The organism is Streptomyces sp. NBC_01515, from assembly GCF_045040345.1.
In the GTDB taxonomy this organism is placed as follows: Bacteria; Actinomycetota; Actinomycetes; order Streptomycetales; family Streptomycetaceae; genus Streptomyces.
The window spans coordinates 4396175-4410882 of sequence record NZ_CP109416.1 but is presented as its reverse complement, the minus strand read 5'-3'; the positions used below and the strand labels follow the sequence as shown (position 1 = coordinate 4410882).

General features: G+C 71.6%; 16 protein-coding genes and 1 tRNA gene. 8 read left to right on the top strand and 9 right to left on the bottom strand.

Annotated elements, in window-relative coordinates:
- Positions 1-10 precede the first annotated feature (10 nt).
- The 3 genes from OG407_RS19540 to OG407_RS19530 are packed head-to-tail and all read right to left on the bottom strand — an operon-like array spanning position 11 to position 3852.
- Positions 11-1432: an exopolysaccharide biosynthesis polyprenyl glycosylphosphotransferase gene (locus OG407_RS19540; RefSeq protein ID WP_405859701.1), complete on the bottom strand. Its 1422-nt coding sequence runs from the start codon at positions 1430-1432 to the stop codon at positions 11-13.
- Positions 1429-2718: a glycosyltransferase gene (locus tag OG407_RS19535; protein ID WP_405859699.1), complete on the bottom strand. Its 1290-nt coding sequence runs from the start codon at positions 2716-2718 to the stop codon at positions 1429-1431. The genes OG407_RS19540 and OG407_RS19535 overlap by 4 nt, the downstream gene beginning before the upstream one ends.
- A gap of 54 nt (positions 2719-2772) precedes the next feature.
- On the bottom strand, positions 2773-3852 hold the full coding sequence (locus OG407_RS19530; protein WP_405859697.1) for a DUF3344 domain-containing protein: 1080 nt from the start codon (positions 3850-3852) through the stop codon (positions 2773-2775).
- Between the two features lie 254 nt (positions 3853-4106).
- Here OG407_RS19530 and chpG point away from each other — a divergent pair, with 254 nt between their 5' ends.
- The 7 genes from chpG to OG407_RS19495 all read left to right on the top strand — a co-directional run bounded on the left by chpG (position 4107) and on the right by OG407_RS19495 (position 8674).
- Positions 4107-4346 (top strand): chaplin ChpG, encoded by a 240-nt coding sequence (gene chpG / locus OG407_RS19525; RefSeq protein ID WP_405859695.1) that lies wholly within the window; start codon positions 4107-4109, stop codon positions 4344-4346.
- Between the two features lie 260 nt (positions 4347-4606).
- Positions 4607-5326, top strand: a complete 720-nt coding sequence (locus tag OG407_RS19520; protein WP_405859693.1) for a hypothetical protein — start codon at positions 4607-4609, stop codon at positions 5324-5326.
- A 267-nt stretch (positions 5327-5593) separates the two neighbouring features.
- A complete protein-coding gene (locus OG407_RS19515) occupies positions 5594-5884 on the top strand; it encodes a hypothetical protein (protein WP_033284544.1) in 291 nt (96 codons plus the stop codon).
- 127 nt (positions 5885-6011) lie between these two features.
- Positions 6012-6509 carry a DUF5949 family protein gene (locus tag OG407_RS19510; RefSeq protein ID WP_405859691.1) on the top strand — a complete coding sequence of 166 codons (498 nt, stop codon included), beginning with the start codon at positions 6012-6014 and terminating at the stop codon, positions 6507-6509.
- Between the two features lie 187 nt (positions 6510-6696).
- On the top strand, positions 6697-7215 hold the full coding sequence (locus OG407_RS19505) for a hypothetical protein (protein ID WP_033284546.1): 519 nt from the start codon (positions 6697-6699) through the stop codon (positions 7213-7215).
- Between the two features lie 165 nt (positions 7216-7380).
- Positions 7381-7824: a tyrosinase family oxidase copper chaperone gene (locus tag OG407_RS19500; protein ID WP_405859689.1), complete on the top strand. Its 444-nt coding sequence runs from the start codon at positions 7381-7383 to the stop codon at positions 7822-7824.
- A complete protein-coding gene (locus OG407_RS19495; RefSeq protein WP_405859687.1) occupies positions 7808-8674 on the top strand; it encodes a tyrosinase family protein in 867 nt (288 codons plus the stop codon). The genes OG407_RS19500 and OG407_RS19495 overlap by 17 nt, the downstream gene beginning before the upstream one ends.
- A 128-nt stretch (positions 8675-8802) precedes the next feature.
- On the opposite strand, the gene OG407_RS19490 is transcribed toward OG407_RS19495, so the two are convergent.
- Positions 8803-9102, bottom strand: coding sequence for a chaplin (locus OG407_RS19490; RefSeq protein ID WP_327403990.1), 300 nt, complete (start codon positions 9100-9102; stop codon positions 8803-8805).
- Positions 9103-9298: 196 nt separating this feature from the next.
- Here OG407_RS19490 and OG407_RS19485 point away from each other — a divergent pair, with 196 nt between their 5' ends.
- Entirely contained in the window at positions 9299-9841 is a 543-nt protein-coding gene (locus OG407_RS19485; RefSeq protein ID WP_328683270.1) for a DUF2087 domain-containing protein, read from the top strand.
- A 130-nt stretch (positions 9842-9971) separates the two neighbouring features.
- Here the strand turns inward: OG407_RS19485 and OG407_RS19480 are convergent, their stop codons facing one another.
- The 5 genes from OG407_RS19480 to OG407_RS19460 form a co-directional block, all read right to left on the bottom strand.
- A complete protein-coding gene (locus tag OG407_RS19480; RefSeq protein WP_405859685.1) occupies positions 9972-10931 on the bottom strand; it encodes a D-2-hydroxyacid dehydrogenase family protein in 960 nt (319 codons plus the stop codon).
- Between the two features lie 40 nt (positions 10932-10971).
- Positions 10972-12510: an APC family permease gene (locus tag OG407_RS19475; RefSeq protein ID WP_405859683.1), complete on the bottom strand. Its 1539-nt coding sequence runs from the start codon at positions 12508-12510 to the stop codon at positions 10972-10974.
- A 313-nt stretch (positions 12511-12823) separates the two neighbouring features.
- A complete protein-coding gene (locus OG407_RS19470; protein WP_405859681.1) occupies positions 12824-13345 on the bottom strand; it encodes a TerD family protein in 522 nt (173 codons plus the stop codon).
- A 464-nt stretch (positions 13346-13809) separates the two neighbouring features.
- Positions 13810-14265, bottom strand: a complete 456-nt coding sequence (locus OG407_RS19465) for a hypothetical protein (RefSeq protein ID WP_405859679.1) — start codon at positions 14263-14265, stop codon at positions 13810-13812.
- A 289-nt stretch (positions 14266-14554) separates the two neighbouring features.
- Positions 14555-14627: transfer RNA gene (locus OG407_RS19460), tRNA-Arg, on the bottom strand.
- Positions 14628-14708: the final 81 nt, after the last annotated feature.

The window sequence follows — 14708 nt, the reverse complement described above, 5'->3', positions numbered from 1 at the left end:
GGTTCACGGCTCAGCTCCCGGTCGGACGTACGAGCGCGGTCACCGTGCGGGCCAGGATGCAGATGTCCTGCCACAGCGACCAGTTGTCGATGTACGCGTTGTCGAACCGGCAGCGGTCCTCGATCGAGGTGTCGCCGCGCAGCCCGTGGATCTGGGCGAGGCCGGTGATGCCGGTCTGCATCCGGTGGCGGGCCGCGTAACCGGGGTAGGTCTGGCTGAACTGCGCGACGAAGTACGGGCGTTCGGGGCGCGGGCCGACCAGGCTCATGTCGCCCCGGAACACGTTCCAGAGCTGGAGCAGTTCGTCCAGCGAGGTCTGGCGCAGGAAGCGGCAGAAGCGGCTCATCTGCGGCTCGCGCGCGATGTTCCAGCGGGTCGCCGCCTCGTGCTCGTCGACCGGGCGGTGCGTGCGGAACTTCAGCAGGGTGAAGGGGCGCCCGTCCTTGCCGATGCGCTCCTGGTGGAAGACGACACCGCGCCCGTCGGTGAGACGGAGGACCATCGCGCACACCAGCAGCAAGGGGCTGACCAGGAGGAGCAGGGCGCCGGACGCCAGTACGTCCAGGGCCCGCTTGCCGAAGCTGCCGGGGTGGCGCGACCCCAACTCCAGCCTGCGGCAGGCGAATCCGGCGAGCTGGTCGCGCATCTCGTACGAGGGGGAGTCGGCGTCGACCTCCCAGACCGCGCAGCCCGACTCCGCCAACGCCCGTAGCAGCGGCCCGCGTTCGGACCGTACCGAGGGATGCACGGTGAGGACGGCGCGGACGCCGTTCTGGATGAGGGCCCGCTCGACCTCCTCGCCGGTGGTCAGGACCGGCAACCCCTCGGAGCCGTCCGGGTGTTCGGCGACGATGCCGACCGGCTCGATCCCGCACTTCGGATGCCGTAGCACCGCCGCCGCCACGCGTTGCGCGGTCGCCGCCGGGCCGATCACCAGGGCGGTGCGGGGGTGGTTGACGAGTGCCTTGCGGCGGCGCCGGTGCACCGCGCCGCGGGCCACGCAACTCGCCGCCGACTGAAGGGCGAAGCCCAGGAGCAGGGTACGCGGGGAGAGCGCGCGGTCGGGGGCGTAGGCCGCGGTGAGGGTGCCGAGGGCGAGCCAGGCGACGGCGATCCGGCCGCAGACGGCGGGCAGTTCGTCGAGGACGCGCGGTACGGCCCGGGGCAGCTGCGGGCGCAGCAGTATCGACCCGGCGATCAGCAGGGCCACCAGCAGCGGTCTGCGCTGACCGCCGGTGAGCGCGAGGGCGCCCACCAGCGCGGCGGTGAGATCCGCGCCGAGCAGCGGCAACGGGGAGGTCGGCCGCGCGGGCGGGCGGCGGACCGGGAACCGGAAACCGCCGCCGGTGCGGCGTGGGATGACCGAGACGTTCGAGAATCCGTGGTCCCGTGGCTGTCCGCCGGGGGAGGGGACGGTGCTTTCCGCAGTCACGAGTGGATGGACTCCCTGCACTCGGTGGGCACGACGGGTTTGCCGCCGAGGAGATCGCGATAGACCTCCGCGACCGCCTCGGCGGAGTGCCGCACGTCGTGCGTGGACTGGACGTACCGGCGTCCCTGGTGGCCGAGGGACTCGCGCAGCAGCGGGTCGAGCAGCAGCTCGGCGACGGCCCCGGACAGCACCGCCGGGTTCTCGGCCGGGACCAGGCACCTCTTCCATTGGCCCGCCTCCGAGGCGCTCAAGCCGGTGTCGAGAGCCCGACCGTGCTCAGCGCTTCGCGCCTCCGCGCGCTCGGGCTCTCGACACCGGCGCGCCTCTCCGGCGTGCGGGGCGAGAGCGGGGGGCAGGCTCTCGCGGGCGCCCGCGACATCGGTGACGACGACGGGTCGCCCGCAGGCCATCGCCTCCAGCGGGGCGAGCGCCATGCCCTCCCAGCGCGAGGGCAGGACCACCAGGTCGGCGGCCTGGTACCAGGGCACGGCATCGGGGACGGCACCCGCGAACAGCACGGAATCCGGGGCGAGTTGGCGTAGTGCGGCCCGGTCGGGGCCGTCGCCGACGAGCACCAGCCGGGCCTTCGGCACCCGCCGGACCACCTCGTCCCACGCCGTCAGCAAGACGTCCTGGCCCTTCTGCCGGCACAGCCGCCCCACGCACACCACCAGCGGCGCCGCCGGATCGACCCCGGCGAGCTGCTCGATGCCGGCCCGTACGGTGTCCACGGCCGCGGGGTGGAAGCGCTCGGTGTCGATCCCGTTGGGGATCACGCTCCAGCGGCCCCGGACCCCGGCCCGCAGCCCGGTCGTACGCTCCGCCTCGCTCACGCACACCGTCCGGGTGGCCCACCGCGCGCCCCAGCGCTCCCAGCCGACGGCGAGCGCGGCGGTGACCCCGCCGACCGCCTCGAACGACCAGGCGTGCGGCTGGAACACGGTCGGGATCCGCCCCCGCACGGCAAGACGTCCGGCCAGACCGGCCTTCGCGCTGTGCGCGTGCACGAGATCGGGCCGCACCTCCGCGACCACCCGGGCGAGCCGCCGTACCTCGGAGACGAGCGCCGGTCCGGGCGACCGGGTCGCCTCCCACCGGCGTACGTCGGCGCCGAGCGCCCGGACCCCGTCCGCGAGGCTGCCGCCGGCGGGGCAGGCGACCGTGACGTGCAGGCCGGACGCGAGCTGGGCCCGCGTCAGATCGATGACGACACGGGCGACCCCGGCGTCCACGGGCTGGGCGAGGTGCAGGACCCGTGGCCGAGTGTCGGTTGCTGGCTGGTGCATTGCGCGGTTTCCTCGCTCACGGGTGGCGCTCGGGACTGCGGGCGGGAACGCGCCTCACTGCTGGGCGTCGACGGCGACGAAGAGCGCCCCGAACCACGCCGCGTCCCGGTGGGAAACGAGCCGGAAGGCCAGCTGGTCACCGCCGGGACGCAGCGCCTTGCCGAGATCGAACACATCGGAGTCGTAGCCGAGCGTGTTCGCATACGCGGGCGCACGCTCCGAAGGCGCCGCCGCCGGGTCGCTGATCGTGGAATTCAGCACGTCGTCACGGGGGTTGGCGCCGTCACCGAGCGCGGTGGCGTTCGTACGACCGGTCGAGAGGGTGAGCGAATCCCCGGTGCGGCCGCGATCCCCGTCGTACGCCACCACGCCCGCGCGTCCCCCGGCGTGCGCGGGCACACGCACCCCGCGCATCCGGATCTCCGCGCCGGTACGGGAGTCCAGCGCGCCGAAGCCGTCCCACAGCTCCAGCCGGCGCAGCGGCTCCTGCGGCTTCTCGTACGCCACGACGAGCGTCCAGCCGCCCCAGGCACCGGCCGCGGACCTGCCCATCGCCGTGTTGATCTGGGCCACGGTGTAGAGGCCCGAACCACTCTCCCGGACCAGCTCGGTGACGTCCGCAGACGCCTGGAACGCGTCCGCGCCGCCCGCCACCCGGTGTCCGACGACCGTGTCCGCGAGCACCGCCTTGTAGTCGCCGCCGGGCTCCGCGATCAGCACCCGACCGTTGTCCTTGGGCGGCTTCTGCTCGCCGACGCGGAGGTTGCCGCCCCAGTACAGGCGCGCGTACGTGGCCCGGGCGCCCTCGGGCAGCCGGACCTCCGCGCGGGAGGAGTTGTAGGTGTTCGGGTCGCTGTCGACGTCGACGTAGAACATGTCGAAGTCGCTGTTGACCGCCGCCTGTCCTTCTCGTACGGCCGGGCACGCGGCCGAGTTCGTACGGCAGTTGACGGAGGTGTTGGCCGCGCGGACGATGCCGCCGTGCTGGAGCGCGGAAAAGCGCTGGGCGAAGGGGACGCGCGTCGCCTCGGCGGGCGGGGCGGGTGCTCCGGAGGCGGCCGGGGCCCAGATCGTGACGAGGGCGAGAGCGCCCGTCGACGCCCGGCGCAGCAATGGACCCAGGGAATTGCGCATGACCGGAGGTGCCCTTTCGGGAAGTACGGCCCCTATGTGCGATGTGATGGCTATAGGGGTACTTCGGGAGGTGCGCAACTGTAGTGGCTGTCCGGATTAATCCGTCGAAACGCAACAAGTGTGTCGGAATGGTGAAGTTGGGCCCTCTGGGAGATCACCCCATTGGCGGCACAACCCCTTTGGGTGCCGCGCGTTGACACAGCGCCGGGCATCCCCGCCCGGATGTTTGTTTCAACCCCAAGGAGCACCTCTCCATGTCGCGTATCGCGAAGGGCCTGGTCCTGACCTCCGTTGCCGCCGCCGCCATGGCGGGCACCGCCGGCATCGCCGCCGCCGACAGCGACGCGCACGGCGCGGCCGCCCACTCCCCGGGCGTGCTGTCCGGCAACGTCGTCCAGGTTCCGGTCCACATCCCGGTCAACGTCTGTGGCAACACCATCAACGTGATCGGCCTGCTGAACCCGGCCTTCGGCAACACCTGCGTCAACGGCTGACGTCCGCGCGCATCACTTCGTCCGGCCGTTCTCCCGTGGGGTCTCCACGGGGGGACGGCCGGTCGGCGTTCGGCGGTGTTGCCCCGAATGGGCGGTAGCGGTCCCGGTCCGGCGCTTCGGTCTTGACATGGCCCTCACCAGGCACGACGTCGACCGTACGGCTGACGGACGGTCACCCGACGCGTCCGACCGGTTGCAGATGGTGGTGAGCGCTTTCACGGTGGGCTCAAGATCCGAAGCACCACCGAAAGGAAACACCCATGCGTGGTCTGCCCGCACGGCGCGTCGCGTCCTCCGTGCTCTGTGCCACCGTCCTGATCGGGATCGCCGGCCCCGCGGCCGTCGCCGCCGACAACGACTCGGCGCGGAAGCACGTCCACGCCGCGTCGAGCGCGCCGGTCCCCAACGCCGACACCCTGCTCGCCCCGGTCAAGAGCCTCGGCGACCTCGGCAGCGTGCTCACCCCCGTCACCGACCTGCTGAAGCAGGCGCTCAAGGCCGACAACGGCCAGCTCTCCGCCGACCAGGCGAAGTCGCTGGGCGACGCCGTCACCGCGGCCGTCGCCAAGATCACCGCGGCGGTCCCGGCCGCACCGGCGGTTCCGGCGGTCCCCGCGGCGCCTGCCGTGCCCGCCGCGCCCGCGGTTCCCGCCGTGCCCGCGCTGCCCTCGCTCAAGAGCGCCGACGACTCCAAGGCGCCCGCCGACCTCGCCGGTGACGCCCTCGCCTCCCTGCAGAAGGCGGTCACCACGCTGCTCGCGGCGGTCACCTCCGGCGATGTCGCCGGCGTCGTCCCGGCGGTCACCGGTGTCGTGACCGGCCTCGTCAACGTGGTCGCGGCCACGCTGCTCGGCGGCGGTCTGCCCGCACCGAGCCTGCCCGGTCTGCCCGCGCTGCCGTCGTTGCCGTCGACGTCCGCGCTTCCGGCGGTGCCCGCGCTTCCGGCGGTGCCCGCGGTGCCGGCGGTTCCCGGCGTCTGACGCGAGCAGCCGTAGAGCAGTCGTAGAACAGCCGTAGAGCAGTCGCAGAACGGCCGTCGGGTCGGTCCCTTTCCGGGGGTCGGCCCGGCGGCCTTTTCCGCTGTACGGCCTTTTCATATGAGGATGGGAAACGCCGATGAGACACACGCCGCATTCGGGTGGGCAGCAGAAAGTTTCTGCGCACGGGGTTTCCGCCCCGGCCGGAACTCGTTACACACGGCGACAGAATTCGCTCTGGTGACATGAGTTGCCGAAGAAAGGAACACGATGAAGTCCCTGAAGGCTGCCGCTGTCGTTGCCGGGTCCCTCGCCATCGCCGGTGCCGCCGCGCCCGCGTTCGCCTACAGCCCCGCCGACGTGACGCCCACCAGCCTCACCGGCGCCGTCAACACCCTCACCAGTGGTCAGCTCCAGCCCGCCGACGTGATGCCGCTCCAGCACCAGTCGGACGCGCTCGACACCGAGAACAAGGGCTCCGCGCTCAACACCCTCAAGGGTGCGACCGCCGCGCTGAACCAGCACAACCCGCTCCTCGGCGGTCTGCCGCTGCAGAGCTGAGTCCCGCCGGTGGTGTTCGAGGGGCGTCGCGAGGCGTCCCTCGTTCGTGTGGCGGGGTGCCCGCGCCATCGGCCGGACGGGTGAGAACGCGGCCGGTGGCCTTCCGGCCCGTCGATAAGGTCGCGCGGTGACCTCAACCTCAAGCGAAACGCGCCCCTTCCGCGTCGCCGACCTCGGCACCCTCGTCGTCCTGGCGTGGAGCGGCGAGGCCCCCGACGGGGACATGCCCTATCTCCTCGCCTACACCCTGGGCGACGCCGCGGACGGCCCCGAGGCCGCCAGCGCCGCCGTGGAACGGCTGCTGACCGACAACGGGCTCCCGGTCGGCGGCAACGTCGTCGACGGCGCCACCAAGCCCAGCCTGCCGATCACGATGCTCGTCGAGTCCGGGCAGGCCGTCCTCAACATGCCGCAGCTCAACGCCCAGTGCGTGCCGCCGCCCGAGTGGCTCGCGGCGGTCGGCGAACGCGGCTTCGCCTACCTCGTGTTCACCACCCGCCCCTGGCCCGAGGCCGAGCCGGGCAAGCCCGTCACCCCCGAGGCGCTGGCCGAGTTCGCCGGCTCCGAGGACACCCTCAACGCCGCCGCGCACATCATCCTGCCCGCCCGCAGCCTGCGCGGCTGAACGACCGGACAGCGGGCGGGAATTGCCGGTTCCGGCCCGCTGACGGGAAGCGGATCCCGGCCCGTCGGCGGGAATTCCGGAAAGCTGACTACTACGGCACCCGGGGGAATCTTGAACTGATGCGCTGCCCGGCCTCGTTACCCGGTCAGCACGCAGAGCCTCCGAATTCCGAAAGGGACCGCACTCCATGAAGTCGACCACCCGAGGAACCATCGCCGCCGTCATCACGGCCGTGGCGGCCGCGACCGGCGCCGCCGTCGCGACCCCCGCCGCCGCGATCGGCACGGTCCCCGTGCCCGTGCCGCTTGAGGGTGCGGAGAGTGCCCTCGGCATGGAACTCCCCAAGCTGGGCGGGGAGGTGCCCGTGCCCATGCCGGGCTCGCCCGAGGGCCCGCGGTACGTCGAGGGCCGGCTCATCCCGGAGCGGGCCGTGCCCCAACTCCCGGTCCACGGCGGGCTGCCCGGCCTCGGCCTGCGAGCTCCGCTGCCGCACGTCCTCGGCGACGGCTTCGACCACGTCGGCGTCAGCACGCCGGCCTCCGACCTGCGCACGATGGCCCCGGGCCTGGCGCTGGACGTGCCGCTGACCCCGCCCAACCCCGACAACTTCGGCCTCCCGGACCTGAAGGCGCCCCAACTGGGCGTCCTGGCCCCGGTGCTGCAGACCGTGCCGGGCGCGGACCTGGTCACGGGCGCCGGCCTCTAGGCCGTAGCGCGGGAAGAACGAAGGCGGCCGTAGGGCCGGAACGGATGAGGGCCCGGGTGGTGCGACCCGGGCCCTTCCGTTTGTCATGGCCTTCCGGACGGTGACCGCACGGGCCACCGGACGGTTAGCCCCTCGAACGAACCGTACGGACGAGGGAGTTGGGCCATGAGCGTGAGCGTCGGTGGAGTACCCGTGGGCCGGGAGCCGGTCAGACCCGGTGCGGTGCGCAGGACGCGGCGGGAGGCGTTGCGCGGGGTGTTCGGTGCCGTGCTGGCCGTGGCCCTCGTGCCCGTCGTCGCGGCCTCGCGGCCCACGCGCTCCGGCGAGGACCCCGGGGACACCGCCTTCGACGAGACGTACCGGGGCCGCCGTATCCACGGTGTGCTGAAGGACGGGTGGCAGGTCACGGTGGACGGCCGGCCGCTGCATCTGATGCGGCGCGCGGACGGCACCTGGCTGAGCATGGTCGACCACTACCGGTCGTATCCCACCGCCCTGGAGGCGACCCGCGCGGCCGTCGACGAACTGAGCCCCGGCCGGGAGTTGCGCGAGGCGGACGGGCCGATGGAGCAGATGCACATGGGGGGAGACCATGGCGTACACGCGTAAGGACGTCAGCACACTCACGAGCGCCGAGAGGCGGCGGTTCGTGGCGGCGCTGCTGGAGGTCAAACGGCGGGGCGAGTACGACGAGTTCGTGCGCACGCACATCGAGTACTTCGTGCCGGACGGGGAGTACGGACTGCGCTCCGCGCACATGGCGCCCTCCTTCCTGCCCTGGCACCGGCAGTTCCTGCTGGACCTGGAGCGGGCGCTGCGCCGGGTCGACTCCTCGGTGACGGTGCCCTATTGGGACTGGACGCGCGAGCGCAGCGCGACCGCCACGCCCTGGACCAAGGACCTGCTCGGCGGCACCGGGCGGCGCTCCGACCACCAGGTGACGACCGGGCCGTTCGCCTACGCGGCGGGCAAGTGGAAGATCACCGAGAACATCACCGACGAGCCGTACCTCACAAGGGACTTGGGCCGGGCCGGCGCCCCGATCGCGCTGCCGACGAAGAGCGACCTGGACGGAGCGCTCGCCGATCCGGTCTACGACATCTCGCCCTGGGACTCGACCTGCCGCACGGGGTTCCGCAACCGGCTCGAAGGATGGGGCACCGGGTCGGGCAGCGCGTCCTGGCGCAACCACAACCGGGTCCACAAGTGGGTCGGGGGCGTGATGCTCGGCGGCGCGTCCGTCAACGACCCGGTGTTCTGGCTGCACCACGCCTTCGTCGACCTGCAGTGGTCGCGCTGGCAGAGCAGGCACCGCGGCGCCCGCTACCTTCCGGCGAAGCCGCCGGGCGCGGGCGACGACCAGGAGGGGCGGGTCGTGGCACGGCAGGAGCGGATGCCGCCGTGGGACGTGACGCCGGAGCAACTGGAGGACGTCAGCGCGATCTACCGGTACGCGTGACGCCGGTGTACCGCCACGGCTGACCGGTCGTGGCGGTCCGGACACGGGGAGAGCCCCGGCGCCTGAGGTGCCGGGGCTCTTCGCGTACGTACGTCCGTCCGCGTGTGCGGTCGGAGTGTGCGGTCGGATCAGTGGCCGTAGCCGTTGCCGCCGTAGCCCGGGCCGGGGTGGCCGGGGTGGCCGTGGCCGCTCACGTTGGCGCAGGTGTTGCCGAAGGCCGGGTTCAGCAGGCCGATCACGCTGATGGTGTTGCCGCAGACGTTGACCGGGATGTGGACCGGGACCTGCACGACGTTGCCCGACAGGACGCCGGGCGAACCGACGGCCGCACCCTGCGCGCCCGCGTCCGCCATGGCCAGGCCGGCGCCACCGAGCGCCACGGCACCCGTGCCGAGGGCGACAACGGCCGCCTTCGCGATGCGAGACATCACGTTCTCCTTTGGTTCGATGAGTGCGACGGCAGGACTCGCCACCGCACTTGGAGTTCAACGCGGCGGCGCATGGCTGGTAACGGCGCCGACGCGGGGATCACCCTTTGTGAACACGGCTTCGAGCGCCGGGCGCGGATGTTCGACGGCGGAAAACCGTTGCCCCCGGCGGTCGGGTGTCCATTAGCCTCCGGACATGGCAACCGACCAACTGATCCGTCTGTTCGCCGAGGAGAACCGGGTGCGCGCCTTCGCGGCGGTGGCCCTGGGCGCGGAGACCTCCGAGCGGGTCGCCGAAGTGGCGGGCCTGACCCCGAGGGGCACGGCCGTCGCCCTGCTGCGGCTGCGCGAACAGGGCGTGGTGAAGACCATGGACGACGGTGAACTCCGCGTCGACTACGACCTGTTCAAGCAGCTGGCCCGCGAGGGCGACGAGCCGGCCGAGGACGGCCCGGCCACCGGCGACGAGCACACCGACATGATCCTGCGGACCTTCGTCCGCGGCGGCCGGCTGATCCGCCTCCCCGCCCAGTGGACCCGCAAGCAGGTCGTCCTCCAGCACATCGCCGAGCAGACCTTCGCCCCCGGTATGGAGTACCCCGAGCGCGTCGTCAACGAGAAGCTGCGCGCCTGGTGCGACGAGGGCGAGGTCGACCATGTGACGCTCCGGCGCTACCTGGTGGACCTCCACCACCTGCGCCGGAGCGCGGGAATCTACCGGCTGTCGACAGCCGCGTGACCCGCTGTTTCCACGGCAGCCGTCGTAGGGGCCTCGGGTTCGACGGCAGCTGTTGTACGGGCCCTGGGTTCTACGGCAGCCGTCGTAGGGGCCTCGGGTTCGACGGCAGCCGTCGTACGGGCCCTGGGTTCTACGGCAGCTGTCGTACGGGTGAACCCGCCAGGTAGGCCTGGATGTTCTCGACGGCCTGGCCGTAGTACGCCGTGTAGTTGGCCCGCGACACATACCCGAGGTGGGGTGTCGCGAGCAGGCGCGGGGCCGTGCGCATCGGGTGGCCGGCGGGGAGGGGCTCGCTGTCGAAGACGTCGATCCCGGCGCCGGCGATCCGGCCCTCGCGCAGGACGGCGAGCAGGGCGTCCTGGTCGACGATCGCCGCGCGCGAGGTGTTGATCAGATACGCGGTGGGCTTGAGGAGGGCGAGTTCGGCGGGGCCGAGGAGACCGCGGGTGCGGTCGCCGAGGGCGAGATGGACCGAGACGAAGTCGCTGTCCGCGAGCAACTGCTCCTTGGACGGGGCGAGTTGTACGCCGACCTCGTCCGCGCGCTCTTGCGTGAGGTGCCGGCTCCACGCCGTGACGCGCATGCCGAAGGCCAGGCCCACCTGTGCGACACGGCTGCCGATCTTGCCGAGCCCGAGCAGTCCGAGGGTACGGCCGTACAGGTCGGCGCCGACCGTCTGCTGCCAAGGGCCGCCGCCGCGCAGGGAGTTGGCCTCCTCGACGATTCCCCGGGCGAGGCCCAGCAGCAGCGCCCAGGTCAGTTCGACGGGCGGGGTCGAGGAGCTGGCCGTACCGCACACGGTGACGCCGTGGGCCTTCGCGGCGGTGTAGTCGATGACGGAGTTGCGCATACCGGAGGCGATCAGCAGCTTCAGGCGGGGGAGCCGGGCGAGGAGCGAGGCGGGGAAGGGGACGCGTTCGCGCAGGGTGACGACGATGTCGGCGGTGGCGAGGGCGGCGGCCAACTCGCCCTCGTCGTCGAGGTGTTCGCGCAGGCTCACGACCTCCACGGTGTCCTTGAGCGGCGACCAGTCGGCCAGTTCGGTCGCCGCGTTCTGGTAGTCGTCGAGGACGACACAGCGCAGGGGCACGGTAGTTCCTTGGGTAGGTTCCCGGTGATCGTCCGGAACGCTACTCCTTGCTGAGCGAGAGCGAGTTGGCCGTGCGGGTCGGCTTGCCCAGGGCCCAGAAGAGGACGCCGAGGAGCATGAAGGCGAGGAGCGGTACGAGCTCCGTCAGCAGGTACTTCCAGCGTTCGGCGTGGGTCCAGCCGTCCGGGAGGTAGTCGGCGCCGAACCAGTGGTCGCCGAGTCCGGGGGCGATCAGCTGGATGCTGGCGAACAGGATGAGCACCGTGAGGACCGTGCTGATGGTGCGGGGGAAGGGCGCCTTGTAGGGGCGGGGGACGTCCGGGGCCTTGCGGCGGAGTACCGCCAGGGCCGGGAAGATGCCCAGGTAGCTGACCAGCGTGGTGGATACGGCGAGGCCGAGGACGGCGCCGAAGAGTTTCGCCGCGCTGCCGTTGGTGAGCTGGTGGGCCAGGACCAGGACGAGGGTGGAGACCAGGCCGCTGAGGATGTTGACCCGGACCGGTGTGCCGAAGCGGCTGGAGATGACGCCGAGGAAGCGGGGCGCGGCGCCGTCGTAGCCGGAGACGGCGAGGGCGCGGTCGGAGCCCATGACCCAGGTGACGCCGGAGGACAGCACCGTGAGGATGAACAGCACCGCGGCGATGTCCCCGAGGACCGTGCCGGCGCCGCTGCTGGTGACGGTGCCGTCGGCGGCCACGTCACCGCCGTAGACGGTGAAGACCTGGCGGATCGCGTCGAGGAAGCCGCCGAGGCCGGTGATGGCCTTGACCGGGAGGACGAGCAGGATGCCGAGGATGGGGAGGGCGTAGAGGAGTACGGCGAGGGCGGCGCTGCGGAAGATCGCGAAGGGGACGTCCTTCTGGGCGTCGGTCATCTCGTCGCCGGCGGTGTTGGGCAGTTCGAAGCCGACGTAGTTGAACATCAGGACGGGGACCAGGCCGACGAAGCCCGCGTACGTCGGGGAGAAGTCGCCGAGGCCGAAACCGTGCAGGCCGTGCTGGATGCCGTAGATGAAGACCGTGATCGTGAACAGGCCCAGGAGGACGAAGCGGCTCCAGGCGCCGATGGTGGGGATCCACTTGCCGACGTCGAAGGAGAGGATCGCGGCGAGGACGCCGACCCAGATGAAGACGAGGGCGAAGACGTAGAAGGCGGGGGTGCTGAGGTCCTTGCCGTCGTTGAAGAAGGTCGTGTACGCCGTGACGGCGGAGACGGCGAGGGTGCCGCCGAGCCAGACCGGGTTGGTGATCCAGTACAGGAAGTTGTTCACCGCGCCCGCGAGGCGGCCGAAGGCGCGGCTGGTCCAGATGTAGGGGCCGCCCTCCTCGGGGAACGCGGCGCCGAGCTCCGCGATCAGCAGCGCGGAGGGGATGAAGAACACCGCGGCCAGGATGATGAGCCAGGTGAACGCCTCGGCGCCGGACGAGGCGACCGTGCCGATCGTGTCCACGCCGACGATCGTGCAGAGGAGGAAGAAGAGGATGTCGAAACGGCCGAAGTGCTTACGCAGCTTCTGCCGCTCCACCTGCGCTGCGGCCGACGCACCGGCCGGCTCGGAGTCGATCTGACCTGCGGCCACCGGGGCTCCTGCGGGTTCGGGAGGAGGGGGAACTAACGGGGATGGGGACGGGGGTGGGGATGAGGCGGGGACGGAGAGGGGCGGGATTCGGCCAATGATCCGCCGTCCTTGTGAAATCCCACAAGCGTTCGGGGCCAATTCTTGACCATTGCGTATCCATCCGGGCGTATCGGAAACGGGGATGAAACACGGGTGGAAACGGGGGCGGGAAGGGGGGTGGGAAGTGGTGGCGGGAAGGGGGGATGGAGCGGGCGGGCGGAACGGGCGTACGGAACGGGATTCGCACGGGTGATTCCGCTTCGTATCGGGGTCGTCACCGGGAGGCTGTGTCGTGGGCGGCGCAGGGCGGAGCGCTGGCGGCGGCACAGTGTGGTGAGCGTGCCCGGTACCCCGGTCGTGGCCGGATGGATTCCGGGTTGTCCGAGGGGTCGGCTGCGGTAGAACTCCGCGAGGAGCAGGGTGCGTTCGGTTGTCGCGGCGTCCAGGGTGGCTCGGGCGAGTGGTGATCCGCTGGTGCCGGGGGCGCGCCGATCTGGATCGCGCCGATCGTTCCGCCGGCGGGGCTTTCGGGGGTGCCGTAGAAGATGAAGTCCTCGTCGAAGGTGGCCTGTTCGTTGTCGTCGAGGATGAAGGCGACGATGTCGATCTCGCAGGTGGGGTGCGGAGACCAGGTGACGGTGACGTGCCACTCGGGTGCGGGTGCGGGTGCGGTGTTGGCGCGGGTGTGTCGGATGGCGTGGGTAGGTCGATGACGCCGCTCCTTGGCATCACGTGTGGTTCCTTCGGGCGGACCGGTGTTGTGCCCGGGGTGGTGGTCGTCGGGGAAGTGGGCCAATTCGCTTTGTGTGCGGGGAGTTGGAGGGCCGTGATGCGGCTCATGCGGCGGTCCTGCTCGCCGTTGGCCAGGACGACTACGTCGGTGACGCCGGTGGAGAGGTTGACCGCTGCGGAATCGCCCAGTTCGACGACGCGGGTACGGGCTGCGGCGGCGTCGGTGTGGTCAAGTCGTGGGTGGGGGTGGTGCGTTGGCGGGGAGCGGGGAGCGGGGAGCGGGGAGCGGTGGGGCGGGTGCCGGGGTGGGTTCGGGCTCGGTGGTCTGAACTCCCGTCGTTGGCGGCTTGATTGAGGCGGGCGACGTCATCCCCTCGTGCGCCGCTCCGCCCCGCATGGCCGCCAACAGCCGTAGGAACGTGGGCTCGTCGATGACCGGTACGCCCTGGGTGGCCGCGCGGCGGGCCTTCGTGGACTCGGGTGTCGGCGACGCCGCGGTCGGTCAACTCCGCCCGGGCGAGAGCTGGTTCACTGGTTATCGCGATCTTCATGCCCTGCCGCAGCGGGCCGCCGGGGGGCATCCGCCCCGGACTGCGGTACGCGCACGGCGTCTTGGGCGGCTTCGGCGTGAATTGGGATTCCGCGCGGAGGTGGGCAACTCACCAGCGGCAACGGCGGATTGAGCCGTGCCGCCTCGCGCAGGGAGGTGCGCAGGATGCCGGCGAGTACCCGGGTGTCGTCGAGGGCGTCGGGGGCATCGGGGGCGTCGAGGGCATCGGGGGCGCGCTGCCGCGGTACGTCGTAGGGGGCGGCCAGTGTGCCCGGTTTCATGTCGTTCGTGGGCGGGTCCACCTGACGATTTAAAGCCAAAGTGCAGAGCCGCTGGGACGCCGGCAGCCGCATTCGCGCGCGGGTGAACTCGTAGGCCGGGAAGTCGTAGTCGAACCGGGCGTTGTGTGCGACCAGGATCCGGTCCTGGAGCATCGCCCCGATCCGCCCGCCGCCGCCAGGCGACCTGGTCGAAGGCCGGAGCGCCTCGCACCACCGCGACGGCCTGAATGCCGTTTTGCCCTGTTCAAGGAGGGTGTGGGGCCGTGTGGGGCCGTGTGGACCGCGGAGAGGCCGCGTCGACACTGCTCCCGACCGGACTGTCGACCTCGTGACCAGGGGGTCGGTCCGGCCTTACGTCACCGCTACCCCGCGCTCGCTATCATGCCCCTGACCAGCAAAAACGCCCTCCCAGGGGGAGGGCGGATACGGGATGTACGCGAAGCGCCCCCGGCAGGACTCGAACCTGCGGCCAAGCGCTTAGAAGGCGCCTGCTCTATCCACTGAGCTACGGGGGCCGGGTGTGTGGCCTCGGTCGTGGTGTGCCCGGGTGTGGGCCGGTCCGTGACGTTGCCGGGGACAAGGATAGGGCTCCCGGG

Excerpts from the sequence above, each read along its gene's own strand:
- OG407_RS19535 (WP_405859699.1), bottom strand. The coding sequence starts at position 2,718 with ATGCACCAGCCAGCAACCGACACTCGGCCACGGGTCCTGCACCTCGCC.
- OG407_RS19530 (WP_405859697.1), bottom strand. The coding sequence starts at position 3,852 with ATGCGCAATTCCCTGGGTCCATTGCTGCGCCGGGCGTCGACGGGCGCT.
- chpG (WP_405859695.1), top strand. The coding sequence starts at position 4,107 with ATGTCGCGTATCGCGAAGGGCCTGGTCCTGACCTCCGTTGCCGCCGCC.
- OG407_RS19520 (WP_405859693.1), top strand. The coding sequence starts at position 4,607 with ATGCGTGGTCTGCCCGCACGGCGCGTCGCGTCCTCCGTGCTCTGTGCC.
- OG407_RS19515 (WP_033284544.1), top strand. The coding sequence starts at position 5,594 with ATGAAGTCCCTGAAGGCTGCCGCTGTCGTTGCCGGGTCCCTCGCCATC.
- OG407_RS19505 (WP_033284546.1), top strand. The coding sequence starts at position 6,697 with ATGAAGTCGACCACCCGAGGAACCATCGCCGCCGTCATCACGGCCGTG.
- OG407_RS19500 (WP_405859689.1), top strand. The coding sequence starts at position 7,381 with ATGAGCGTGAGCGTCGGTGGAGTACCCGTGGGCCGGGAGCCGGTCAGA.
- OG407_RS19495 (WP_405859687.1), top strand. The coding sequence starts at position 7,808 with ATGGCGTACACGCGTAAGGACGTCAGCACACTCACGAGCGCCGAGAGG.
- OG407_RS19490 (WP_327403990.1), bottom strand. The coding sequence starts at position 9,102 with ATGTCTCGCATCGCGAAGGCGGCCGTTGTCGCCCTCGGCACGGGTGCC.
- OG407_RS19485 (WP_328683270.1), top strand. The coding sequence starts at position 9,299 with ATGGCAACCGACCAACTGATCCGTCTGTTCGCCGAGGAGAACCGGGTG.
- OG407_RS19465 (WP_405859679.1), bottom strand. The coding sequence starts at position 14,265 with ATGCTCCAGGACCGGATCCTGGTCGCACACAACGCCCGGTTCGACTAC.